Raw genomic sequence first — 23,594 nt, forward strand, 5'->3', positions numbered from 1 at the left:
CCACTTCAATACGGAACTACTGCCCAAATAAGTGCCGCTACGGCGATTTCAAGGGGTTTGGGCTATGCGTTCCATCATTTTTTTTAATCGCAGGGCCTTTGGGTTCCTTTGGGTTCCTTCAGGCCACCGCATTACTTACATCTTTCTTACTTCGGTGCCGAAACGGTCACGAGCGCCGGACGCAGCACGCGGTCGGCGATCACATAGCCCTTTTGCAGCACGCTGACCACCGTGTTCGCTTCCTGCTCGGACGGGACCATCGAGATGGCCTGGTGACGGTGCGGGTCGAACTTCTCGCCGACGGGGTTGATGGCGAGGACCTTGCCCTTCTCTAGCGCGCCGGTGAGCTGCTTGAGCGTGAGTTCGACGCCTTCGTTGACCTTGGCGAGGTCGTCGGAGTTATGGGCGAGAGCGGCTTCGAGGCTGTCCATCACCGGCAGCAAATGCTCGGCGAAGTTTTCGATCGCGAACTTGTGCGCCTTGGCGACGTCTTCCTGCGCGCGGCGGCGTACGTTCTCGGTCTCGGCCTTGGCGCGGACGAAGGCGTCCTGCAATTCGGCGACTTTCGCTTGGGCTTCGGCCAGTGCGGCCTCGGCAAGCGCCGCTGCGTTCTGGTCCACGCCGCCTTGGGCTGCCTGCTCGGCCGCTTCAGCCGTCTGGGGCTGGGCTGCCTGCGACGCCTCGTCCGCGGGCGTGGGGTTCTGGCTCGTCGGGTTCTCTTGCGTGTTTTCCATGTCGCTGAACGTCGTTGAATAGTGAAAAAGGGAACAAAGCTTCGGGCGCCATGACGCCGGCCGCTCTACTGCGCCTGGGCCGTTGCGCCGACGCGACAGAGGCTTCGGACATCGCGAGAGCACATGGGTGCCGGATCGCTTGTTTCAAGAGGCGCTTGCGGCTTTTTTATACAGAAAATCAAGCCACGCAATCGCCCGTAACAATCATTACTGCAGCGCCGCAAAAATGAAATTGAGTAAGGGACATCCCTGACCTACACTCAGGAACAGGTGCTGCTCATGACGCGTTTACCCTGAGCCCGGCACCGCACCGAATGGGCCCACGGACAGCACTTTTTTAGCAGCATCACCGCACATAAAAACGCTATCCGGGCCTCGAGACTGGCTGTTTTGCTGCGATCCCAAGGGGAGTACCGTGAAACTGACCTTTGCCATATCGGTGGTCGCGCTGGTACTCATCGCCGGGACTACGACCATCTGCATGTCGGGCGCCGTGAACGAAAACACGACGGAATACGGGGGCGTGCACGCTACGATGGAAGCGCTCTTCAACCCTCACGCGAAAATTTGTCGATAGTGCGGCGGTCGCGCTTGGTCGGCCTGCCCTGTAACACGGCAGCCGGTTCGCGAAAGAGCCGGCGCCGGTCCTGCTCCGCCGCGCGCCGCTCGCGCCCGGCTTCAGTTTCCGCATAGAGCGTCTGCGCGATGCTGGCGGGCCCGCGCATCTCGCAAATGCCCAATACCTGCACTTCCCAGACCACGTGATCGATCTCGATTTCGACGAGGTCGCCCACGCGCACGTCCTTCGATGCCTTCACGGCGTCGCCGCCAATGCGCACGCGCCCCTTGCCCACGGCGTCCGAGGCGAGCGAGCGCGTCTTGAAGAAACGCGCCGCCCATAACCATTTGTCGATGCGCAGCCGCGCGCCAGGTTCGGTCGAAATCTTGTAGTTCATCAGAAGCTTTCCGGATGCGCCGCGCAGTTCACGCTCAGTTCACTGGGTCAGGCCACTGCGCCAGCCGGCGCCGCGGCTTGCACGGGCCAGCCCTGCAGGTGCTGCGCAACAATCTCGCCCAGCGCCGCGATCCACGCCGGCGAGGCATTCAGGCATGCTATGCGGTGAAACTCCTTGCCGCCGCCGTGCAGGAACTCGTCGCGCACTTCCATGCCGATTTCCTCGATGGTTTCCAGGCAATCCGCCGTGAAACCAGGGCAGAACACGTCCGCACGGTGCACGCCGCCCGCGCCCAGTTCCCGCAGCGTGGGCGCCGTGTATGGCTGGAGCCATTGCGCCCGCCCAAAACGCGACTGGAAGGTCACCCGGCATTCGACCGGCGTTAGCTCCAGCGCGTGCATGAGGAGCGCGGCCGTTTGCTGGCACTGGTCGTGGTACGGGTCGCCCAGATCGAGCGTACGGCTCGGCACCCCGTGAAAACTCAGCACGAGGCGGTCGCCCGCCGCGAAATTGGGTTTGCCGTGCGCGTGCCAGTACTGGTGCACCTGCGCCGCGAGCGCCGCGATATACGCCGGATGGTCGTGATAGCCGCGCACCGTGCGGATTTCCGGCTGGTTGCGCATGCGGCGCAGCGCGGCGAAGGCCGCGTCGAACGCCGTGGCCGTGGTCGACGCCGAGTACTGCGGATACATCGGCATGAGCAGGATGCGTTCCGCGCCCGCGAGCTTGAGCTGGTTCAGCATCGCCGGGATGTCGGGCGTGCCGTAGCGCATCGCGTAATCGACGAGGACCGTGTAGTCGTTGATTTGCAGCAGATGGCGCAGGCCGTCGGTCTGCTTCTGCGTATGCACGCGCAGCGGCGAGCCTTCGGGCGTCCAGACCGCCGCGTACTTCTTCGCCGACGACCGGCCGCGAAACGGCAGGATCAGCGTGCGCAGGATGACCTGCCAGATCGGCGCCGGAATCTCGACCACGCGCGGATCGGACAGAAACTGCGCGAGATAGCGGCGCACGGCGCGCGGCGTGGGCGCGTCCGGCGTGCCCAGGTTGATGAGCAGCACGGCGACGCGATGCGCCGCGGCGGACTGCGAAGGCCGCTCCAGGTCGAAACGCATAGGCGATCTGTGGCGCCGCGCGAATGCGCAGCAACGGTTGCATGAAACAAGCATTATAGCGGGCGGTCCTGGCGGGCCAAACCGGACCCGCGACGCGGCGAGTGACCACCGCGCGTTGGCCATTCGGCCGATGGCGCGCACCACGCCTTTCGAGGGATGATCGTCGGAAAGGCCGGGGTGCCCGATGCGGCGCTCAGTTCTGGCTGAGCGTGAGCGAGAGCAGGCGCGCCGTGATGTCGACGATCGGAATCACGCGGTTGTACGCCATGCGCGTCGGTCCGATCACGCCGAGCGTGCCGACGATCTTGCCGTTCACCTCGTAGGGAGCCGTCACCACGCTCATTTCCTCGATCGGCACGAGTTGCGACTCGCCTCCGATGAAAATCTGCACACCCTGCGCGTGGCTCGAGACGTCGAGCAGCTGCAGCAGGCTGGTTTTCTGGTCGAATACGTCGAAGAGCTTGCGCAGGCGCGCCATGTCCGAGGAAAGGTCGGCCACTTCGAGCAGGTTGCGCTCGCCGGAAATGAGCAAGGTGTCGCCGCTTTCGGGCTCTTCGGTGCTCGCGGTCACCGCCGCGTGCATGAGCGAGGTCATGTCGCCGCGCAGCGCGTCGATTTCCTCGCGCAGGCGGCGGCGCACCTCGTCGAACGACAGGCCCGCGAAGTGCGCGTTGATGTAATTCGAGGCTTCGATGAGCTCGGAAGGCGTGAAGTCGCGCTGCGTCGCCATGATGCGGTTCTGCACGTCGCCTTCGGGCGTCACGATGATGAGCAGGATGCGCTTGTCGGACAGGCGCATGAACTCGATCTGCTTGAACACGTGGCTGCGCCGGGGCGTCAGCACCACGCCCGCGAACTGCGAGAGGTTCGAGAGCACGCTGGCCGCCGCCGCCACCACTTTCTGCGGCTCGCCGGGGCGCAGCGTGGTCTTTACCGCCCGCGTGAGCGCGTCGTCGTCCGAACTGGGCTCGACGGTGAGCATGGTGTCGACGAACAGGCGATAGCCGCGCGGCGTGGGCACACGCCCGGCCGAGGTATGCGGGCTGGACACGAGACCCAGCTCCTCGAGGTCCGACATGACGTTGCGGATCGTCGCCGGGCTCAGTTCCAGGCCGGAATAGCGCGACAGCGTGCGCGAGCCGACCGGCTGACCTTCGGCGATGTAGCGCTCGATCAGCGTCTTGAGGAGGGTTTGTGCGCGGGGATCTAGCATGACTCAAAATTTTAGCCTAATGGCGGGTTGGCCGCGAGTGCGCCGCCAGGTCGGGCCCGACGGGCAGGCCCGCAGCGCGGGGCGGCCCGGTTTCGGCCGTTACCGCCGGGCATGTTGCATGGCACATCGTCTGGCACATCGCGCGTTGTCATCGCCGTGTCACCGGCTTAGGGCGGGAGGGCGCGGCGCGCAAGGCCTGGCGGGCCGCGCCCGGCTTGCGCCAGGTTCTTTTCGTGACCTGACTATGGTGTAATGCCGGCATGCAGATCCAGAAGATCCAGAGCCAGTTCAAGACGGTTGCGCTCGTTGGGCGCAGCAATACGCCGGGCATTGCCGAGCCGCTGACGGCGCTCGCCCAGACCATTTCGAAGCGCGGCTTCGAGGTCGTGTTCGAAGCGCAAACCGCAGAGGAAATCGGCGCGCAAGGCTATCCCGCGCTGCAGCCGTCCGAAATCGGCGCGCGCGCGGACGTGGCCGTCGTGCTCGGCGGCGACGGCACGATGCTCGGCATCGGCCGCCAGCTCGCGCCCTACCGCACGCCGCTCATCGGCATCAACCACGGGCGGCTCGGCTTCATTACCGACATCGCGTTCTCCGAGATGCAGGAGGTCGTGCCGCAACTGCTCGCGGGCTCGTTCGAGCGCGAGGAGCGCTCGCTGCTGGAGTCGCGCATCACCCGCGACGGCGACCCGATCTACCACGCGCTCGCCTTCAACGACGTGGTCGTGAACCGTAGCGGCTTTTCGGGCATGGCCGAACTGCGCGTGAACGTGGATGGCCGCTTCATGTACAACCAGCGCTCAGACGGCTTGATCGTCGCGACGCCCACGGGCTCGACCGCCTACGCGCTCTCGTCGCAGGGGCCGATCCTGCATCCGCAGCTGCAAGGCATCGTGCTCGTACCGATCGCGCCGCACGCGCTCTCGAACCGCCCGATCGTGCTGCCCGACGACTGCAAGGTGAGCATCCAGATCGTGGCGGGCCGCGACGTCAACGTGAACTTCGACATGCAGTCGTTCACGGCGCTGGAGCTGAACGACGTGATCGAGGTGCGCCGCTCGCGCCACACGGTGCCTTTCCTGCACCCGGTCGGCTATAGCTACTACCGCACGCTGCGCAAGAAGCTGCACTGGAACGAGCACCCCTCGCTGCAGGGCGATCCGGAGGACTAAACCCGCGTCTTAGCGTGAAGCGCGCGCGTGCGTTGCCATGCAGCCAGCAGTCCCACGGTAGTCAAAGCCAACCCAAAAAAGCAGAACCAGACGCCATGCTTCGCCATCTCTCGATTCGCGACTTCGTGATCGTCGCCGCGCTCGACCTCGAATTCGATAGCGGTTTCACCGTGTTTTCCGGCGAAACCGGCGCGGGCAAGTCGATCCTGATCGATGCCCTCGCCCTCACGCTCGGCACGCGCGCCGACGCGAGCGTCGTGCGCACCGGCGAGGCCCGCGCCGACATCACCGCCGAGTTCGACGTGCCCGCGCATGCCGCGCTTTGGCTCGACGAGCAGGCGCTCACGAACGGCGACGGCGAGCACACGGTCATGATGCGCCGCGTGGTGGACAGCGGCGGGCGCTCGCGCGCCTTCATCAACGGGACGCCCGCCACGCTCGCGCAACTGCGCGAGCTGGGCGAAATGCTGGTGGACATCCACGGCCAGCATGCTCACCAACTGCTCATGCGCCCCGACGCGCAGCGCGAACTGTTCGACACGCACGCGGGCCTCACGGATCTCGCCGCCACCGTCACGCGCGCGTGGCGCGAGGCACGCGACGCGCGTCTCGCCCTGCAGAGCGCCATGTCGCGCGACCGCGAGCTGCAGCTCGAGCGCGAGCGCCTCGCGTGGCAGCTCGCCGAGCTCGACAAGCTCGCGCCGCAGCCGGGCGAATGGGAGGAAGTGAACGCGGAGCACGTGCGGCTTTCGAACTCGGCCAACCTGATCGAAGGCGTACAAGGCGCGCTCGCGGCGTTATCGGAATCCGACGAGGCGATGCTCTCGCAGCTGAACTCGATCGTCTCGAAGCTGCGCTCCCTCGCCGAAGTCGACGCCGAACTCAACGACGCCCTCGCCGCGCTCGAACCGGCCGCGATCCAGATCCAGGAAGCGGCGTACTCGCTCTCGCACTACGCGCAACGCCTCGATCTCGATCCGCAACATCTCGCGCAGGTCGAACGGCGCCTCGACGCGCTGCATTCGACGGCGCGCAAGTTCCGCCTGCCGGCCGAAACGCTACCTGAGGAACACGCGTCGCGCCGCCAGCAGCTCGCGGCACTCGACGCCGCATCCGATCTCGACGGCCTGCGCGCCGCCGAGCAGAAGGCGCAGGAAGCCTATCTCGCACAGGCACGCCAGCTCTCGAAGGCGCGCGCCAAGGCGGCGAAGGCGCTCGGCTCGGCGGTCACGCAAGGCATGCAGGAACTGTCGATGGCCGGCGGCAGCTTCGAAGTCGCGCTCGTGGCGCTCGGCAGCAGCTCGACCGGCGAGCCGATCGGCGGGGCCCATGGTCTGGAGCAGATCGAATTCCGCGTGGCGGGCCATGCCGGCGTGCCGCTGCGCCCGCTCGCGAAGATCGCTTCGGGCGGCGAGCTCGCACGTATCAGTCTCGCGCTTGCCGTGATCGCGAGCGCGGCGAGCCCCACGCCCACGCTGATCTTCGACGAAGTGGATACGGGCATTGGCGGCGGGGTCGCCGAAGTGGTGGGACGTTTGCTGCACCAGCTCGGTCGCGCGCGCCAGGTGCTGTGCGTGACGCACTTGCCGCAGGTCGCGGCACGCGGCGATCACCACTTCCAGGTGGCGAAGTCCGGCGACGGCAACGGCGGCACGGTCTCGGCCGTCACGCCGCTCGACAGGGGCGGCCGGGTGGAGGAAGTCGCGCGCATGCTAGGCGGGCTGGAGATTACCGCGACGACCAGGCGGCATGCGAAGGAGATGCTAGCGGCTTGAGCTTCCCTGCCTCGTTGATACAACCCTAAATATTGCCTCCAATCAGTCCGAATTTAGGTCTATATTTAGTCCTATTGACATGCCAGCCCGAGGAACGGAGATGAAGCCCAGCCAGGTGAAGCCCATTAGCTATCTGAAGAGCCACGCCGCTGAGATCGTCCGCGAGATCACGGAAAGTGGCGAGCCGATGCTGATCACCCAAAACGGTGAAGCTCGGGTCGTCGTGCAGGACGCACAATCCTACGAGGATATGCAACAAACGTTAGCACTTCTGAAGATTCTGACGCTGGGGCGCAAGGACATCGAAGCCGGTCGTTACATTCCGGCGAGTGATGTTTTCACTGAACTGGAGCAGATGGACAAGGACGACGGTATTGCATGAAGGCCGTCTTCCTCCAGTCGGCGCGGACCGACATGCAAGACATTCGACGTTACGTGATCGCCAAATTCGGCCCGAAGGCCTGGCGTGAAACATCGGCGAAGATTCGCGACGATATTGAACAACTCGAGGCATTTCCCCGAAATGGGCACGTTCCCCCTGAGCTCGCGGAACTGGGCTCTACGAACTATCGGCAGATAGTAAGCGGCATGAACCGCATCATCTACGAGATTGACGATCCGATGATCTATATCCATTTGATCGTCGACACCCGCAGAGACCTGAAGGACGTTCTGGCCAGGCTTTTGCTGCGGCCCTAAGCCTCCCCGCGCTCCCCGAACACGCGCTTCCACAACGCCAGCACGGCCTCGCGCTCGCGCTCCACACGCGCCGGATCGACACGCGCCTTCTCCATCCCGTCGAGCCGCAACTGATGCTGCAGCTTGCGATACAGCCGGTACGCCGAGCCTATCGTCTCGGCCTCCTCCTCACTCATGAGCCCGAAGCGCGACACCTCGCGCAGCAACGCGATATTGCCCGTGTTGCGGATCAGCTCGGGGTCCTGCGCCGCATGCAGCAGCACCCAGTACTGCACGAGAAACTCGATGTCCACCATGCCGCCGCGGTCATGCTTCAGGTCGAAGAGTTCGGTGCGGTTCGGGTGGCCGTCTTCCACGCGCTGGCGCATCTCCACGATTTCCTTCGCGAGCGGCGCGGCGTCGCGCGGCGTGGTCAGCACCTGCACGCGGATCGCCTCGAAGGCGCTGCCGATCGCCACGTCCCCGGCCGAGAAGCGCGCACGCGTGAGTGCCTGGTGCTCCCAGACCCACGCCGTGTTCGCGGCGTCGCCCTCGCGCAGCTGGTAGCGGCGGAACGCATCGAGGTCGGTCACGAGCAGCCCGGACTCGCCGTTCGGCCGCAGGCGCAGATCGACGTCGAACAACGTGCCCGCGCCGGTGGCCGTGGTGAGCCACGTGATGAGGCGGCGCGCGAAGGTCGCGTAGATCTCCGAGGCGCGCTCGTCCTCGTCTTCGTACAGAAAGATGATGTCGAGGTCCGACGCGTAGCCCAGCTCCTTGCCGCCCAGCTTGCCGTAAGCGATCGCCGCGAAGCGCGGCACCTCGCGATGGCGTTTGGCGAACTGCTTCCACACGGTCTCGATGGTCACGTCGAGCACGGCGTCGGCAAGCTCCGAGAGCCGGTCGCTCACGTGCTCCACCGAGAGCCGCCCCGCCAGGTCGTTGAGCAGGATGCGGAACACCTCGGCCTGGTGCGCGTGACGCAGCAGGTCCATCTGCTGTTCGACGTCGGCGGCAGCGGCGAGCCGTGCGCGCAACAGACGCGAGAATTCAGGCCAGTCGAAGGGCGATGCAACTGCCTCGTCGTCGAGCAGTTCGTCGAGCAGTTGCGGATGGCGGATCAGATAGCCCGCCGCCCAGCGAGAGCCGCCCAGCACCTTGAGCACGCGGCTGAGCGCATCCGGATATTCGCAGAGCAGCGCGAGATACGCGCCGCGCCGGATCACGGCTTCGAGCAGGTCGAACATGCGCGCGAGCGTGTCGCCGCGCCGCTCGCGCGGCTCGAGCGTGCGTGCAGCTTCGAGCGCGCGCTGCGCGACGCTATCGAAGCGCTCGCGGCTCTTCTCGGGCAGCCCCGCGTAACGCGCCGACTGCCAGAGTCCGCGCAGGCGCGCGAGCAGCGGCGCCGGGTCGTCGATACCCAGTTCCGTGAGACGTTCGAGCAACGAGTCTTCGGCGCCCTCTTCCATGAGCGCACCGCTCCAGACCCATGCCGCCGCGCCGTCTTCCGAGGCGCCGCAGCCGCCCTCGCCGCCCATCTTGTCGGAGAAAATCTGCACGAACTGGCGCTCGACGTTGTCGCGGTGGCCGTCGAGCGTCGTCATCAGCGCGGCGTAGTCGGCAAAGCCCATCGACTTCGCGAGCGCCGCGCGCTCCTCGGCGTCGACAGGCATGGCGTGCGTTTGCGCATCGTCGCGGTATTGCAGGCGATGCTCGAGGTCGCGCAGGAAGTTGTAGGCGCGCGCGAGCTCGCCGCACACCTCCGGCGCGATCAGTCCACGCGCGGCGGCGTAGCCGAGCACCGCGAGCGTCGGGCGCACGCGGAAACCCGCGTCCTGACCGCCGCGAATGAGCTGGAACACCTGGGCGCTGAACTCGATCTCACGAATCCCGCCGCGCCCGAGCTTGATGTCGTCGGCCTTGTCGGGGCGCATCATGGCGCGCCGCTGCGCTTCCTGGCGAATCTGCAAGTGCAGCGAGCGGATTGCGCTGATCACGCCAAAGTCCAGGTAGCGCCGGTAGACAAATGGCTTCACGAGCGAATCGAGCTGACGGGCAAGACGCAGCGCGCTGTCGCTCTCGTCCTCGGAAACGAGCCGCCCCTTGATCCACGCATAGCGCTCCCACTCGCGGCCCTGCACGTAGAAGTACTCTTCGAGCATGCCGAGGCTGCACACGAGCGGCCCGGAGTCGCCGTTCGGGCGCAGACGCATGTCCACGCGAAACACGAAGCCATCGGCCGTCACGTCGGAGAGCGCGGCGATCAGGCGTTTGCCCACGCGCGTGAAGAAGTCCTGCGTGGCGATGGGCGCGCGCTGGCCTCCCGTGGTTTCGCCGTCGTCCTCGTAGACGAAGATCAGGTCGATGTCGGACGAAACGTTCAGCTCGCGTCCGCCCAGCTTGCCCATCCCCACCACGCCGAGCGTGAGGCGCTCGCCGCCCGGGCCGCGCGGCTCGCCGAAGAGCGTTTCGAGGTCGGCGCTCACGCAGGCGAGCGCGCGCTGGATCGTGACTTCGGCGAGATCGGTCATGCTGCCGGTCACTTCGGCGACGTCGGCCACGCCGCCGAGATCGCGCTCCATCACCGCGCAGATCACTTCCACGCGCAACTGGCGCAGGACCTTCTTCAACTGCTCGTCGTTGAGCGCTGCGCCAGGTGCGGCGTTTGCTTCGGCGAGCAGTTCCCCGCTCAACGCGTCGAGCCGCGCGACGATGCGTTCGCGCGAGAGCGGTGCCGCGGCGAGCGCCTCGACCTGCGCCGCGAGGCCAGGGCGCGCGGCGTAAGCCCGTGCTGCATAGCGGGAATAGCTGGAACTCAGAAGAGGGATGTCAGTCATGAAGTGCTGCTTGCCGGGAAGGCTCGCTGTTCGCTGTTGTGTCGCTGCGCGCGCCTGGGTTGATGACGGTGTCGATGCGACGATGCCGATCTCGACGGTTCGACCGCGAGGGTTCGCCCCGCGCCACGCATGCACCGCCCACGGGCTCTCGAGGTCTGTCTCGCCGATGCGTCCGGCATAGCCGCCACTGCAGTGCAAAAAATCATGCGTGTCACGCGCCGAGCGGCCATCCCGGCTTCCCCGGATGGGCCTTCTGACGGCCCTCTGTGATACATTTCGTCGTTAGAACGCAACGCTACCATACCCCACCCGCCGCAGCATGTCCGAGCGAAACGATCACGCCGGCCTACCCCAATCTGGACATGCCAGCCAGGCTACCGAGCCAGGGGGTCCGCACCATCATCACCCGGTCCTGCGCCACACACTGCGCGTGCTGGCGATCATCGCGCTCGTCCTGTATTTCCTTGTCTCTGTCCTGCTGCTCGGTCTGCGCTATGTCGTGCTGCCATACGTGGACAACTTGCGTCCGCGCATCGAGCAGCTCGTCTCCTCGAAGATTCACGCCGAATTGCGCATCGGCAAGCTCGCGCCGCACTGGTCAGGCTTCCAGCCCGGCATCGACGTCACTGATCTGACGATTCGCGACCGCCACGGCAACATCGCGCTCGACGTGCCGCACGCCACGGCTTCGGTGTCGTGGCGCTCGGTCGTGCTGCTCGAACCGCTGCTCTCGAGCATTGTGGTCGAGCAGCCCGACGTGCACATCGCGCGCGAGGACGACGGCACGCTCACCGTGGCGGGCGTGCCGGTGCCCACCGCACACACGGGCAACGCCACCTTCACGACGTGGCTCATGCGCCAGCAGGCCGTCGTGCTGCGCGGCGGCACGCTGCGCTGGCACGACGCCACGCGCGACGTGCCCGACCTCGCGTTCTCGCACATCCGCCTCGCGATCCTCAACGACGGGTACGATCATCGCGTCGCGCTCCAGGCGCCGGCCGAGGGCACCGTGCTGCACGGCCCGCTCGACTTCCGCGCGCACTTCACGCACGCGCGCTACGCACAGGCCGGCAAGCCGATCAGCTGGACGGGCGACACCTATCTCTCGACCGGCCCCGTCGATCTGCCCACGCTCGCGCGCTACATCAACTTCCCGATCGCCACCTACGCGGGGCGCATCGACAACTCGATCTGGGCGCACTTTTCGAACGGACGCATCCTCGAAGCGAGCGGCGCGCTGGAAGGCGCAAACATCTCGCTGCGCACGCGGCCCACGCAGCCGCTGCTCGACATGCCGGTCGCGAGCTTCCACTGGAGCCTCGGCATCCAGCCCGACGACTACGCACTCAAGCTGCGCGACTTGCACGCGGAACTGGGCCAGCCGCCGCTCGACGACGGCACGCCGCTCACGCGCTCGCTCGCGCTCACGACGCTCGATGCGCGCTTTCGCCAGCAAACGCTCCAGCATGGCCAACTCATGAGCGTGCGCGGCGATCGCATCGATCTCGGCATCCTCGCCGAGTTCATGCGCGCGCTGCCGCTGCCCGGTCGCGTGCAGGGCGCGCTCGTGCGCTTCGACCCGCGCGGGCTGGTGGCAAACTACGACCTCTCCCTCGAGCGCGCGAAGCCCGAGTCGGGTGAAGCGGCTGCCGAGCAGCGCTCCACCAGCGTCGAGCCGGTCACCCACTATCGCTTCAGGGGCGACCTGCAGGGCATCAGCATGAATGCGCAGGAGCCGGGGCCGGGCCTCACGCCGCGCGGCCACCCGCGCGCGGGCCTGCCGGGGGTCGAGAATCTCTGGGGGCACATCGACGCCGACGAGTCGCACGGCACCATCGACCTCGACACGAACAGCGTCGCCATCACGCTGCCTGGCGTGTTCGACAATCCCCGCCTTACGTTCGACCGGCTCTCGGGCGCGGCCAGATGGACCGTGGCCGCTGAGCGCGAGCCCGGCAACCGGCTCAAGGCATTCACCGTCGATGTCGCGAACCTGGGCATCGAGAACGCCGACGCGCGCGCGAAGATGACCGCGCACTACACGAACCCCGGCAAGGGACGCGGCTCGCTCGACCTCGTCGCGCATTTCGACGAGGCCAAGGTCAAGGCCATCCCGCGTTACCTGCCCACCGCCATCAGCGAGAAGACGCGCATCTATCTCGGCCACGGCCTGCAGGCGGGCCTGTCGAAGGGTGCGACGATCGAGATCCACGGCGACCTCACCAAATTCCCCTACTCGCGCGACCCCGACGCGGGCCAGTTCCGCATCGTCGCGCCGTTCACGGGCGGCCGCTTCGACCCGTCGCCGTTCCCGCCGCGCACGATGCGCAACGGCGCGCCGAACGTCTGGCCGGCGTTCGACGGCATCGACGGCGTGTTCAAGCTGCATGAGAACAAGCTGCGCTTCGACGTCGATCGCGGCCACTACCGCAACTTCGTGCTGCGCAACGTGAGCGGGCGCATCGAGGAACTGGGCATCAAGGGCTCCGATATCGTGATCGAGGGCAGCGGGCGCGGGCCGCTCGCGGACCTGCTCGACTACGCGGACAACAGCTCGATCGGCTATATGTCGAAGCACGCCACCGCGAAGGTGCGTGCGCAAGGGCAGTCCACGCTCGCACTCAAACTCACGATCCCGCGCCATCCGATGCCGAAGGTGCTGCTCGCGGGCGCCATCGGCTTCGAGAACAACACGCTCACCGCGAAGAACGTGCCGCCGGTCTCGAAACTCACCGGGCAGGTGCGCTTCACGAACCACAGCGCCAATGTCGACCGGCTCACGGCGCGCTTTCTCGGCGGCGACCTGCGCGCGAGCGGCGGCATGCGCGACGACGGGCACTATAAGGTGGACGTGGCCGGCGACGTCGCGGTCGATGCGGCGCGTGGCCTGAACCTGCATGGCATGGCGGCGGCGGCGCTCGGACGCCTGTCGGGCGCGGCGCCCTACTCGCTTTCAGTAGCCGGCCAGCGCGGGCGCCTGCCCGACGTGAAGGCGAACGCCGATCTCACCGGCCTCGCACTCGACCTGCCCGCGCCGTTCGGCAAGGCCGCCGGCACGCCGATGCCGCTGAACTTCGAATTGCAGCCGGGCACGGGCACGCCCGCCGAATCCGCCGTCGGCGCCGATGCCAGGGCCGACGACGCCGCGTTCGAACATGCAGAACTCACACTCGGGCCGCTTGCCGCGCGCTACGTGATGCGCCGCCATCCGGGTCACGTACCGGAAGTCGTGCGCGGCGCGATCGGCATGAACCGCCCGGCCGATCTACCCTCGGAAGGCGTGGCCGCCGCCGTCGACCTGCCCACCTTCGACGCCGACGCCTGGCGCGCCGTGGTGCAGCAGCTGCGCGGGACCGCGGCGGCCCAGGCCCAGGGCGCGACGCCTGCGAGAGCGGCGGCAAGCGGCGCGCGGGCGGCGGTTCCCCCGCCGCGAACCGCCGCAGAAAGAGCGGCCGAGCGGATGGCTCAAAATCAAGACGCGGCCCCGGGCGCAACCTCCGAATCTGCCGTGCCCAGCGCCGCGGCTGCCGCGCCGCAAAGCCCGGCATCGGCCACTACGGCCACCACGGCGGCCGCGCCACCCGCCGCCTCGTCGCCGCTCGCCCCCAACGGCGCGGTCGGCCAGTTCCTGCCTTCGCGCTTCGCGGTCCACGTCGGCACGCTCACGCTGCTCAAGCGCCACTGGGAGAACGTCGTGCTCGGCGCATCGCGCACCGGCGAGCGCGGCAACGAATGGCAGGCCAACGTCGCCTCCAACCAGGTCTCGGGCCACGTCTCGTGGAAGCCCGGCGCCGTGCCGGGCGCACCGGGCACGCTCGAAGCGCGGCTCGCGCGCCTCACCGTGCCCGCTGCCACCGAAAACGACCTGCTCGGCCAGGCGATGTCGCAGCCCGCGCAGAACATGCCGTCGATCGACCTCGTCGTGAACCAGCTCATCGTGCGCGATCGCGACCTCGGCCGTCTCCAGGTCAACGCGCACAACTTCGACGACAACGGCGTGCCGGTCTGGCAGCTCGATCAGCTCGACATCAGCAACCCGGACGCGCACCTCACCGCCACGGAAAACTGGCGCGCGGTGGGCGACACGGCAGCCAGCGAGGATTCGGCCGCAGCCGGCATGTACACGGCGCGCCGCACGGCGCTCGATTTCCATCTCGACATCAAGGACGCCGGCGCCCTGCTCCAACGCGCCGGCCGGCCGCATGTGCTCAAGAACGGCTCGGGCACGCTCGCGGGCAACCTGGAATGGCAAGGCGGCCCCACGCGCATCGACTTCCCGTCGCTCAACGGCAACCTCGCCCTTGACCTGCGACACGGCCAGATCCTCAAGGTCGATCCGGGCGTGGCAAGGCTGCTCGGCGTGCTGAGCCTGCAAAGCCTCGCGCGCTTCCTCACGACGGACTTCCGCGACGTCATCGGCGAAGGCCTGCCCTTCACGAGCGCGACGGCCACCGCGCGGATCCAGAACGGCATTGGCAGCACCAACGATTTCAAGCTCGTCACCGCCCCCGGGCGCGCGACGATGGCGGGCAGCGTCGACCTCGCGCACGAAACCCAGGACCTGCACGTGCACGTGGTGCCGACGGTCAGCGCGGGCGCGGGCGTGGTCGCGGCGGCCATCATCAATCCGCTCTTCGGCCTCGGCGCGCTGATCGGCGACGTCGTGCTCTCGCAAACGCTCGAGCACGCCTTCGCGATGGACTTCGCGATTACGGGCCCGTGGGCCAAACCGCACATCGAGCGGCTGCATGGCGATCAGGGTAAGATGGACGCGCAGGCGCCGGCCGCAGTGCACTGATTTGCGCACTGAGTTGCCGCCAGGTGCGCCGCGTCGTGGGCACGCGGTATGCGTGCCATGCATCCCGAAACTCAATCAAGATCTGCCGATGAGCGCTCCCCCCCTCGACCCGTTTCGCGTCGCCGCGCTGCAGATGGTCAGCACGCCCGAGCGCGAGCGCAATCTCGCCGAAGCGGACCAGTTGATCGCCGAAGCCGCCGCCGCGGGCGCGCGCCTCGTGTTGCTGCCCGAATATTTCTGCTTCATGGGTCACAAGGACAGCGACAAACTGGCGATCCGCGAGCCCCACGGCGACGGCCCCATTCAGCGTTTTCTCGCCGATGCCGCGAGGCGCCATGACGTGTGGGTGATCGGCGGCACGTTGCCGCTGAATGCGCCCGAGGAAACCCGTGTGCTCAATACCACGCTCGTGTTCGACCCGAGCGGCGAGGAGCGCGCGCGTTACGACAAGATCCACCTCTTCAATTTCGAAAAAGGCGCCGAATCGTTCGACGAAGCGCGCACGATCCGGCCCGGCGCCGAGGTGCGCACGTTCGAGGCCCCGTTTGGCCGTGTCGGCCTGTCGGTCTGCTACGATCTGCGCTTTCCCGAGCTGTACCGGCGCATGGGGGACTGCGCACTGATGGTCGTGCCTTCAGCGTTCACTTACACCACCGGCCGCGCCCACTGGCAGCTCCTGCTGCGCGCCCGCGCGATCGAGAACCAGTGCTACGTGCTCGCCGCGGCGCAAGGCGGCACGCACGAGAACGGCCGCCGCACATGGGGCCACAGCATGCTGGTCGACCCGTGGGGCGAGATCGTCGACGTGCGCGACGAAGGCCCGGGCGTGGTGGCCGGCGACATCGACCTCGAGCGCATCGCCAGCGTGCGCGCGAGCCTTCCGGCGTGGCGTCACCGCGTGCTCGACTGCGCATGACGCACGTAACGCATGCAACGCACGCGACGACTGGCCCCGCGAATGAACCCCATCGAATTCCACGCGAGTTCTCCGTTTAAGGCGCTTGATTTAGCAGCACCGCGCCCGAATCTCCATTGACAGACTTTATCGTTGATCCCACAGAGCGCATGAACATCATCGAACCCGGCATCCGCAATCTGGCGACCGCGAAGGACCTGCTCCTCACGCCCTACGGCCTCGACGAGGCAGTGCTCACGCGCACGCTCGGCGAGATCTTCACGCATCGCATCGACTACGCCGATCTCTACTTCCAGACCACGCGCAGCGAGGCCTGGAGCCTCGAGGAAGGCATCGTCAAGTCGGGCAGCTTCAGCATCGACCAGGGCGTCGGCGTGCGCGCCGTGTCCGGCGAGCGCACCGCTTTCGCCTACTCCGACGACCTCTCGCCCGAAGCGATCCGCCAGGCCGCCATCGCCACGCGCTCGATCGCCAAGGCGGGCGGCGGCAAGCAGAAGATCCAGGTGGCGAAGTCGCTCACGGGCATTACGGGCCGCGACCTGTACCTGCCCTCCGACCCGTTGAGCTCGCTCGACGCCACCGAAAAAGTGAAGCTGCTCGAGCGCATCGAAGAGATGGCGCGCGGGCGCGATCCGCGCATCACGCAAGTCATGGCCGCGCTCGCGGGCGAGTACGACGTGGTGCTCGTGGCCCGCAGTGACGGTGCGCTCGCCGCCGACATCCGCCCGCTCGTGCGCGTCTCGGTCACGGTGATCGCCGAGCAGAACGGCCGCCGCGAGATCGGCAACGGCGGCGGCGGCGGCCGCTACGACTATGGCTATTTCACCGACGACCTCCTGTCGAAGTACGTGGACGACGCCGTGCATGCTGCGCTCGTGAACCTCGAAGCGCGCCCGGCACCCGCCGGCGCGATGACCGTCGTGCTCGGCCCGGGCTGGCCCGGCGTGCTGCTGCACGAGGCGATCGGCCACGGCCTCGAAGGCGACTTCAACCGCAAGGGCTCGTCGGCGTTCGCCGGGCGCATTGGCGAGCGGGTAGCCGCGAAGGGCGTGACCGTGGTCGACGACGGCACGCTGCCCAACCGCCGCGGCTCGCTCAATATCGACGACGAAGGCAACCCCACGCAGTGCACGACGCTGATCGAGGACGGCATTCTCAAGGGCTACATTCAGGACTCGCTGAACGCGCGCCTCATGAAGATGCCCGTGACGGGCAACGCGCGCCGCGAGTCGTACGCCGCGCTGCCCATGCCGCGCATGACCAACACGTACATGCTCAACGGCGACAAGGACCCGCAGGAAATCATCGGCTCGGTGAAGAACGGTCTGTATGCCGTGAACTTCGGCGGCGGTCAGGTGGACATCACGAACGGCAAGTTCGTGTTCTCGGCCTCCGAAGCCTACATGATCGAGAACGGCAAGATCACCTACCCCGTGAAGGGCGCGACGCTCATTGGCAGCGGCCCGGAATCGCTCAAGTACGTGAGCATGATCGGCAACGACATGCGCCTCGATTCGGGCGTGGGCGTGTGCGGCAAGGAGGGGCAGAGCGTGCCGGTGGGCGTGGGTCAGCCGACGCTGCGCATCGACCGCATGACGGTCGGCGGCACGGTTTAAGCGTTTGGCCTGCGCGCATTCCATGCACGGCGATGCGGGAATTCCGCATCGCTATGCGGATTTTCTGCACATGAGTCGTTATTTGCGCAGATAATCCGCTTTTTTACCGCACCCTGCTTGCCAGCCACGAGACGGCCGGGTTATAAAGGCAATCACCCTTTCGACGTAACGAACGTTCAGACAAGACCCGCCATGTTCGCCACGAAGTTTTATTTTTACTTCTTTTGGTATCTCAGACCGCTGGCGGATCGAGAGGGTTGATAGTACGCGCAGGACCCCGAACACACGAGAAACCGCCAGCCAAGCCTGGCGGTTTTTTTTTCGCCCCGCAGTTTCGACAACAGTTGCGAGCCGCACCTTCATCTAACCGAATTTGAAGCACCGTCCGAACGACGCACGCTACGCACAGGATCAGGAGAAAACGACCATGCCCCCGCACAACACCGACGATGTCCGCATTCGCGAACTCAAGGAACTCACGCCGCCCGCTCACCTGATCCGCGAATTCCCCTGCTCGGAAGCGGCCTCCACGCTGATCTTCGAATCGCGCCGCGCCATGCACCGCATCCTGCACGGCATGGACGACCGCCTGATCGTCATCATCGGGCCGTGCTCGATTCACGACACGAAGGCCGCGGTCGACTACGCGAAGAAGCTCGTCGAAGAGCGCAAGCGCTTCAAGAACGAACTCGAAATCGTGATGCGCGTGTACTTCGAGAAGCCGCGCACGACGGTGGGCTGGAAGGGCCTCATCAACGACCCGTTCCTCGACAACAGCTTCAAGATCAACGACGGTCTGCGCACCGCGCGCGAATTGCTCGTCTCGATCAACGAGCTGGGCCTGCCCGCCGGCACCGAATATCTCGATATGATCAGCCCGCAGTACATCGCCGACCTCATCTCGTGGGGCGCGATCGGTGCGCGCACAACGGAATCGCAGGTGCACCGCGAGCTGGCTTCGGGGTTGTCGTGCCCGGTCGGCTTCAAGAACGGCACGGACGGCAACGTGAAGATCGCCGTGGACGCGATCAAGGCCGCCTCGCAGCCGCATCATTTCCTTTCGGTGACGAAGGGCGGCCACTCGGCTATCGTCTCGACCGCGGGCAATGAGGACTGCCATGTGATTCTGCGCGGCGGCAAGACGCCGAACTACGACGCGGATAGCGTAAACGCCGCGTGCAGCGATATCGGCAAGGCGGGTCTCGCCGCGCGACTCATGATCGACGCGAGCCACGCAAACAGCTCGAAGAAGCACGAGAACCAGATTCCGGTGTGCGCCGACATCGGCCGCCAGGTGGCGGGGGGTGACGAGCGCATCGTCGGTGTGATGGTGGAGTCGCACCTCGTGGCGGGCCGCCAGGACCTGAAGGAAGGCTGCGAGCTGACCTATGGCCAGAGCATCACCGATGCGTGCATCGGCTGGGACGAAAGCGTGGGCGTGCTCGAAGGGCTCGCGCAAGCGGTGAAGCAGCGTCGCATTGCGCGCGGTTCGGGCAACTGAGCGCCGCACGCATCGGAGCGCGCGGTGCGGTCATTTAATGCCGCGCTGCGCGTGAATCAAAGCCGCTCTGCGCGCTCGGGCCGCACCGCGCCGATGCACAGATCGGCAATCCCGATCACGTTGCCGATGAGCCTGCCGCGCCGGTCGAGATGCGCCTCCGGGCGCACCGACTTCACGCAGTTCATGCTGAGCGCACGCAGGATGTTGCTGGTCGCTTCCTTGCGCGACATCACGCCCTTGTTGCACAGGTACATCGCGTTGACCACCTGCGAATAGCCGAAGCGGCGGCCCGAAACGCGCCCGCCTCGCAGCCCGAGGTGCACGCCGAGCAGATAGTCGCAGTACACGAGCCCGCCACGGCGCGCGAGGCGCCGCGAGAAGTCCTTGTCTTCCAGCCAGCCGTACAGCACGAGACGCTCGTCGAAGCGCAGATCGGCGATGGCCTGCGCGCGGCACGCCATGTTGCAGCCATACAGCTCCACGCAGGGCCGCAGCGGCGGACGCCGCATCACTTCGGCTTGCGCGCCATCCACGAGCGCGATGGCTTCTTCCCATGCGATCGGTTGCGTGTTCGCGCCGTCGCGCAGCGTGCGGCCCGAGACGCCCACGAGATTCGCGTCGCTCTCGAACAGCTCCACGCACAACTCGATCCAGTGACACTCGGGCGCGAAGTCGTCGTCGAGGAAAATCACGATGTCGATGTCCGGCGCAAGCGCGTCGAGCGCGCGATTGCGCTGCACGCTCGAACCCGCCGTGCCGATGATTTCGTCCACGCGCAGACCGTTGGCATCGTAAGGTCCGATATCGTCTGCGCTGCTGCCCGAAAGGATGATCTGATCCGGCCGCACGGTTTGCCGCGCGAGCAGGCGCACGACCCATGCGGTGGCGGTTGGACGGCCCTTGGTCGCGATCACCACCGCGGCACGCATGCGCGCCTTCGCGCCGTTCGCGGCCACGGAAGACGCGAGATCATCGGTAGCGAGCGTTGTCATCGGTTTCTCCGCATTCCGGTGGTCGTTTCGACTCGAACCGAGGTTAGCACGAGGCCCTCGCGCCGCCAGTCGGGCCGGATTCAAGTTGTCCGAAACGATCTATTCAACGACCGATTCCAACTGTTTGTGAACAAGCACGCATGCGGGGCGTAGTGCGCCGTGTCTGCATGGCCGCGTACGGGCGAACCTTTTACCGCTTCTTTTTTCGTCAATAAAATCCGCATTTATTGCACTTTTTCTGCGCATTTATCGATTACGCATCACCCATAGCGCAGCACCCCCCGGTAAATTCGTCCAATAGCAATTTTCGGATTCCTCTTTTGATAAGACTCGCCTACAACTGCTAAAAGAGATTCGCGCAAATATGACCGACTAACCCGCTCCACCGGAAAGATCCTCTCAACATGACTGCGTCGACACGTCAGAGCCAGCCAGTGGAACACGAGATCATCTCTTCCGGGACAACCGTTTGCGAAACCGAATCCGGCGCGCGGCTCAAACGCCCCGTGGTCTTCTACGTGCAGCCGTTGATCGCGCGCTATCGCATCGAAGTCATCGAGTCGCTCAACCGTCTTTTCTCCGTCAAGGTGTTCGCGTGCTCCGAGGGCGTGGAGGCCAACGGCTTTTCGCGTGAGAAGCCCGAGTGCGACGAATTCGTCGAAACGCATATCGCGAGTTTCGCGGGCCTGCCCTCGCGGCGGATTCGCCTGCAAAGCCGCGTGCTGAGCCGCATCGTTTTCGAACGTCCCGATGCAGTCCTGATCTTTGCAGACGTTCGCTATCTGTCGCTGTGGCTCGCGCTCCTCGCCGGACGCGTCATGCGCGTGCCTGTGCTCATTCACGGCCAGGGGCTCTACCGGCACGAGAGCGCAGGGCTCGTGCGCACGGTCTGCTACCGCCTCGCGGTCGCGCTCGCCGTGCGCTACGTATGCTATACCGAGGCTTCACGGCGCTCGCTCGTTGCCATCGGCTGCCCGCTCGCCAAGCTCGTCGTCGCGAACAATGCCCTCACGGTCTCGTGCGGCGTGGAGCCTGCCACCAAGACGGGCGCCGAGAGCGGCGTGCTGTTCATCGGCAGGCTGCGCGAAGGGTCGGAGATCGAACCGCTCATCGACGTGGTCGGGCAGCTTCATGCCGATGGCAACGACATCACGCTCCACGTGATCGGCGACGGCGAGCACGGCGAGCGCCTGAAACGCAAGTACAGCGATCGCAACTACGTGGTCTGGTATGGCGCGGTGTTCGACGACGACGCCATCGCGACCATCAGCCGGCGCTGCCGCGTGGGCTGCTATCCCGGCTCGGCGGGCTTGAGCGTCGTGCACATGTTCGCGTTGAGCCTGCCGCCCATCGTGCACGACCGGCTGCCGCTGCACATGGGCCCGGAGCCGGGTTATGTCGAGGACGGCCGCAGCGGCTTTTTCTTCGCGCGCGACGGCGGCAAAGGAGCGCTTGCCGCCACGCTGCGGCGCATCTGGTCCATGCCGCCCGACGAAATGCGCGCAGCCGCGACCGCCGCGCACGCGGTGTACTGCCAGCTCAACTCGCCTACGCTCGGACAACAGCTCGCGGAGATCGTCGAAGCGGCGCTGCGCGCCTGAATCCCGCTTGAGTCCCTCTGCGCTCAGGCTTATTTCTGCCGCGAGACGCGATACAGCATCCATGCCGCGCACGAGGCCAGCCCGACGGTCATCGACCATGCAACGCCCGTCACACCCCACAGGTGCAACGAAGGCGGCACGGACAGGACAAGCGCCACGACCTGAAGCAGCGACGCCACCGTGACAGCGCGCGCGTCGCCAACCGCGCGCAGATACGAAGCGAGCACCGAGTTGAGCGCGCTGATCGCCATGTTGATGACGAAGATGCGAAAGAGCGGCACGGCCGACAGCCACGCGGCGCCGAGCACGAGCGAAAAGAGCGGCTCGGCGGCGAAGCGCAGTACGATCACCACGCACGCCAGCCCCGCCACGGCGATCATGAGGTAGAGACGAAAAAGCCGTGCGGCCGATTGCGGACCGCCGCGATGATGCGCGGCGAACGTGGGGAAAAGATACTGCGACAGAGCGAGCGCGGCGTCGGCGAGCAGCATTTGCGCGAGCTTCGAGGACATCTGCCAGGCGCCCAGCTGCGTCGGCCCGAGCAGCTTGCCCACCACCACCTTGTCGAACTGGTTGGTGATGAGAATGATCACGCTGCTCGCCCAGATCCAGCGGCTGAAGCCCACGTAATGGCCGATGCCCGACCAGCGCAGCCGGATCGGCGGACGCGGCGAGAGCGCGATCCACGTGACGACACTCTTGAAGGCCTCGCCGATCATCATGCCGAGCAAGAGCGAGTACGGACCCGCCCCCGCGAGTGCGAGCCCGATGCCGAAAGCGCAGTCGAGACACGAGGACGAGATTTCGATCGCCGCAATGTGCTGGAAGTGGCGCTCGCGCTGCGTGATGAAATACGCGGGCGAGGCGAGCCCGCGCAGGAGCGGGAGCAGCGCGGCGAGTTGCACGAGGCCGATCGCGCCGCCCAGGTGGAACTGCGCGTCCATGAGCGGCGCGCTCGCGACGAGCAGCAAACCGATCAGCAGGCCCCGCGTGGCAAGCGTGGTCCAGACGGCGCCGGCCTCCGCGCGCGTGGGCGGCGACTGGCCCTGTATGACGGCCTGCGCGAGGCCGGTATCGGAGAGCGCTTCGGCAATCGCGACCGCGAGCAACGCGACGCTCGCGAGACCGATTGCGGACGGCCCAAGAATGCGCCCGATCACGAGGAACTTGACGGCCACGAGGCCGCGCACGACGACCTGCTGCAGCAACACCCAGGTTGCTGCGCCGGGTCCGAAGCCGGCCTTGATCGGTATGGCTGGCAGCCGCATTACGCGCAAAATGCCTCTCCTGTTGTCGATCTCTGAGTCGGAGCTTTCGCCCCTTTTCCCAGTTCCTTTAAACATGTTTGGGAACGCGTTTTTGCCACCCGTTCTGGACCTTACCGCGCGGCGGCGTACACGACGCGCCATCTACCAGGTGGAATCAGACGGGACGGCCATCCGTGGGACGGCCATCCGTGGGACGGCCATCCGCGGGACAGCCATCCGTGGGACGGCTATCCGCGGGGCGGCCAACCGCGGGGCGGCCTCTCATGGAAAGCCAATGCGCGCGGCAGCAATTCACGAGTTTTCAGGCAATCGGCATATCCCCAGGTTTTTTCGGCCACTCTGCCCCGCAATCTGGCGCATGCCGCTTGCGCACGGCTGCTATTTTGTTCGTAATAATGCTCATCGGGCCGCCCGCATGGAAA

Annotated in this window: 17 protein-coding genes; 9 read left to right on the forward strand and 8 right to left on the reverse strand. The window is 66.3% G+C overall.

The genetic code is table 11. The annotated features are described in order from the left end of the window. Positions 1-146: 146 nt before the first annotated feature. The 4 genes from grpE to hrcA form a co-directional block, all read right to left on the reverse strand. Positions 147-734, reverse strand: a complete 588-nt coding sequence (grpE, locus tag BFD71_RS29210) for a nucleotide exchange factor GrpE (protein WP_069267785.1) — start codon at positions 732-734, stop codon at positions 147-149. A gap of 548 nt (positions 735-1,282) precedes the next feature. Then, a complete protein-coding gene (locus tag BFD71_RS29220; RefSeq protein ID WP_069267787.1) occupies positions 1,283-1,690 on the reverse strand; it encodes an RNA-binding S4 domain-containing protein in 408 nt (135 codons plus the stop codon). A 47-nt stretch (positions 1,691-1,737) separates the two neighbouring features. Further along, positions 1,738-2,805 (reverse strand): ferrochelatase, encoded by a 1,068-nt coding sequence (gene hemH, locus BFD71_RS29225; RefSeq protein ID WP_069267788.1) that lies wholly within the window; start codon positions 2,803-2,805, stop codon positions 1,738-1,740. A 193-nt stretch (positions 2,806-2,998) separates the two neighbouring features. Continuing rightward, the gene (gene hrcA / locus BFD71_RS29230) at positions 2,999-4,018 is read right to left on the reverse strand and encodes a heat-inducible transcriptional repressor HrcA (RefSeq protein WP_069267789.1); all 1,020 of its coding nucleotides are present in this window, start codon (positions 4,016-4,018) and stop codon (positions 2,999-3,001) included. Positions 4,019-4,278: 260 nt separating this feature from the next. Between hrcA and BFD71_RS29235 the strand changes: the two genes are divergently transcribed. From BFD71_RS29235 to BFD71_RS29250, 4 genes are all read left to right on the forward strand, one after another. Further along, complete coding sequence (locus BFD71_RS29235) at positions 4,279-5,190, forward strand: NAD kinase (RefSeq protein WP_069267790.1); 912 nt, start codon at positions 4,279-4,281, stop codon at positions 5,188-5,190. Between the two features lie 95 nt (positions 5,191-5,285). Then, positions 5,286-6,965 (forward strand): DNA repair protein RecN, encoded by a 1,680-nt coding sequence (recN, locus tag BFD71_RS29240; protein WP_069267791.1) that lies wholly within the window; start codon positions 5,286-5,288, stop codon positions 6,963-6,965. 100 nt (positions 6,966-7,065) lie between these two features. Continuing rightward, the gene (locus BFD71_RS29245; RefSeq protein ID WP_069267792.1) at positions 7,066-7,347 is read left to right on the forward strand and encodes a type II toxin-antitoxin system Phd/YefM family antitoxin; all 282 of its coding nucleotides are present in this window, start codon (positions 7,066-7,068) and stop codon (positions 7,345-7,347) included. Further along, positions 7,344-7,664, forward strand: a complete 321-nt coding sequence (locus tag BFD71_RS29250; protein WP_069267793.1) for a type II toxin-antitoxin system RelE/ParE family toxin — start codon at positions 7,344-7,346, stop codon at positions 7,662-7,664. The genes BFD71_RS29245 and BFD71_RS29250 overlap by 4 nt, the downstream gene beginning before the upstream one ends. Here BFD71_RS29250 and glnE read toward each other — a convergent pair. Further along, positions 7,661-10,480, reverse strand: a complete 2,820-nt coding sequence (glnE, locus tag BFD71_RS29255) for a bifunctional [glutamate--ammonia ligase]-adenylyl-L-tyrosine phosphorylase/[glutamate--ammonia-ligase] adenylyltransferase (RefSeq protein WP_069267794.1) — start codon at positions 10,478-10,480, stop codon at positions 7,661-7,663. The two genes, BFD71_RS29250 and glnE, sit on opposite strands and share 4 nt — an antisense overlap. Positions 10,481-10,799: 319 nt before the next feature. Here glnE and BFD71_RS29260 point away from each other — a divergent pair, with 319 nt between their 5' ends. The 3 genes from BFD71_RS29260 (at position 10,800) to tldD (ending at position 17,810) form a co-directional block, all read left to right on the forward strand. After that, complete coding sequence (locus tag BFD71_RS29260; protein ID WP_069267795.1) at positions 10,800-15,278, forward strand: YhdP family phospholipid transporter; 4,479 nt, start codon at positions 10,800-10,802, stop codon at positions 15,276-15,278. Positions 15,279-15,366: 88 nt separating this feature from the next. Beyond that, entirely contained in the window at positions 15,367-16,194 is an 828-nt protein-coding gene (locus BFD71_RS29265; protein ID WP_069267796.1) for a carbon-nitrogen hydrolase family protein, read from the forward strand. A 149-nt stretch (positions 16,195-16,343) separates the two neighbouring features. Then, positions 16,344-17,810 (forward strand): metalloprotease TldD, encoded by a 1,467-nt coding sequence (gene tldD / locus BFD71_RS29270; RefSeq protein WP_069267797.1) that lies wholly within the window; start codon positions 16,344-16,346, stop codon positions 17,808-17,810. Positions 17,811-17,888: 78 nt separating this feature from the next. Here the strand turns inward: tldD and BFD71_RS40835 are convergent, their stop codons facing one another. Beyond that, positions 17,889-18,173 carry a hypothetical protein gene (locus tag BFD71_RS40835; protein ID WP_141710835.1) on the reverse strand — a complete coding sequence of 95 codons (285 nt, stop codon included), beginning with the start codon at positions 18,171-18,173 and terminating at the stop codon, positions 17,889-17,891. 64 nt (positions 18,174-18,237) lie between these two features. Here BFD71_RS40835 and aroG point away from each other — a divergent pair, with 64 nt between their 5' ends. Further along, positions 18,238-19,311, forward strand: a complete 1,074-nt coding sequence (gene aroG / locus BFD71_RS29275; RefSeq protein WP_069267830.1) for a 3-deoxy-7-phosphoheptulonate synthase AroG — start codon at positions 18,238-18,240, stop codon at positions 19,309-19,311. Between the two features lie 56 nt (positions 19,312-19,367). On the opposite strand, the gene BFD71_RS29280 is transcribed toward aroG, so the two are convergent. Further along, positions 19,368-20,303, reverse strand: coding sequence for a glycosyltransferase family 2 protein (locus tag BFD71_RS29280; RefSeq protein ID WP_256094967.1), 936 nt, complete (start codon positions 20,301-20,303; stop codon positions 19,368-19,370). A 404-nt stretch (positions 20,304-20,707) separates the two neighbouring features. On the opposite strand from BFD71_RS29280, the gene BFD71_RS29285 reads away from it, so the two are divergent. Further along, complete coding sequence (locus BFD71_RS29285) at positions 20,708-21,904, forward strand: glycosyltransferase (protein ID WP_069267798.1); 1,197 nt, start codon at positions 20,708-20,710, stop codon at positions 21,902-21,904. A gap of 29 nt (positions 21,905-21,933) precedes the next feature. On the opposite strand, the gene BFD71_RS29290 is transcribed toward BFD71_RS29285, so the two are convergent. After that, complete coding sequence (locus BFD71_RS29290) at positions 21,934-23,181, reverse strand: oligosaccharide flippase family protein (protein ID WP_069267799.1); 1,248 nt, start codon at positions 23,179-23,181, stop codon at positions 21,934-21,936. Positions 23,182-23,594 lie beyond the last annotated feature (413 nt).

Origin of the sequence: Paraburkholderia nodosa (genome assembly GCF_001718195.1) — a bacterium.
Classification (GTDB): domain Bacteria; phylum Pseudomonadota; class Gammaproteobacteria; order Burkholderiales; family Burkholderiaceae; genus Paraburkholderia; species Paraburkholderia nodosa_A.

What these genes read in the sequence shown, in the direction of transcription:
- grpE (WP_069267785.1), bottom strand. Translation starts at nt 734, where the DNA reads ATGGAAAACACGCAAGAGAACCCGACGAGCCAGAACCCCACGCCCGCG.
- BFD71_RS29220 (WP_069267787.1), bottom strand. Translation starts at nt 1,690, where the DNA reads ATGAACTACAAGATTTCGACCGAACCTGGCGCGCGGCTGCGCATCGAC.
- hemH (WP_069267788.1), bottom strand. Translation starts at nt 2,805, where the DNA reads ATGCGTTTCGACCTGGAGCGGCCTTCGCAGTCCGCCGCGGCGCATCGC.
- hrcA (WP_069267789.1), bottom strand. Translation starts at nt 4,018, where the DNA reads ATGCTAGATCCCCGCGCACAAACCCTCCTCAAGACGCTGATCGAGCGC.
- BFD71_RS29235 (WP_069267790.1), top strand. Translation starts at nt 4,279, where the DNA reads ATGCAGATCCAGAAGATCCAGAGCCAGTTCAAGACGGTTGCGCTCGTT.
- recN (WP_069267791.1), top strand. Translation starts at nt 5,286, where the DNA reads ATGCTTCGCCATCTCTCGATTCGCGACTTCGTGATCGTCGCCGCGCTC.
- BFD71_RS29245 (WP_069267792.1), top strand. Translation starts at nt 7,066, where the DNA reads ATGAAGCCCAGCCAGGTGAAGCCCATTAGCTATCTGAAGAGCCACGCC.
- BFD71_RS29250 (WP_069267793.1), top strand. Translation starts at nt 7,344, where the DNA reads ATGAAGGCCGTCTTCCTCCAGTCGGCGCGGACCGACATGCAAGACATT.
- glnE (WP_069267794.1), bottom strand. Translation starts at nt 10,480, where the DNA reads ATGACTGACATCCCTCTTCTGAGTTCCAGCTATTCCCGCTATGCAGCA.
- BFD71_RS29260 (WP_069267795.1), top strand. Translation starts at nt 10,800, where the DNA reads ATGTCCGAGCGAAACGATCACGCCGGCCTACCCCAATCTGGACATGCC.
- BFD71_RS29265 (WP_069267796.1), top strand. Translation starts at nt 15,367, where the DNA reads ATGAGCGCTCCCCCCCTCGACCCGTTTCGCGTCGCCGCGCTGCAGATG.
- tldD (WP_069267797.1), top strand. Translation starts at nt 16,344, where the DNA reads ATGAACATCATCGAACCCGGCATCCGCAATCTGGCGACCGCGAAGGAC.
- BFD71_RS40835 (WP_141710835.1), bottom strand. Translation starts at nt 18,173, where the DNA reads ATGAAGGTGCGGCTCGCAACTGTTGTCGAAACTGCGGGGCGAAAAAAA.
- aroG (WP_069267830.1), top strand. Translation starts at nt 18,238, where the DNA reads ATGCCCCCGCACAACACCGACGATGTCCGCATTCGCGAACTCAAGGAA.
- BFD71_RS29280 (WP_256094967.1), bottom strand. Translation starts at nt 20,303, where the DNA reads ATGACAACGCTCGCTACCGATGATCTCGCGTCTTCCGTGGCCGCGAAC.
- BFD71_RS29285 (WP_069267798.1), top strand. Translation starts at nt 20,708, where the DNA reads ATGACTGCGTCGACACGTCAGAGCCAGCCAGTGGAACACGAGATCATC.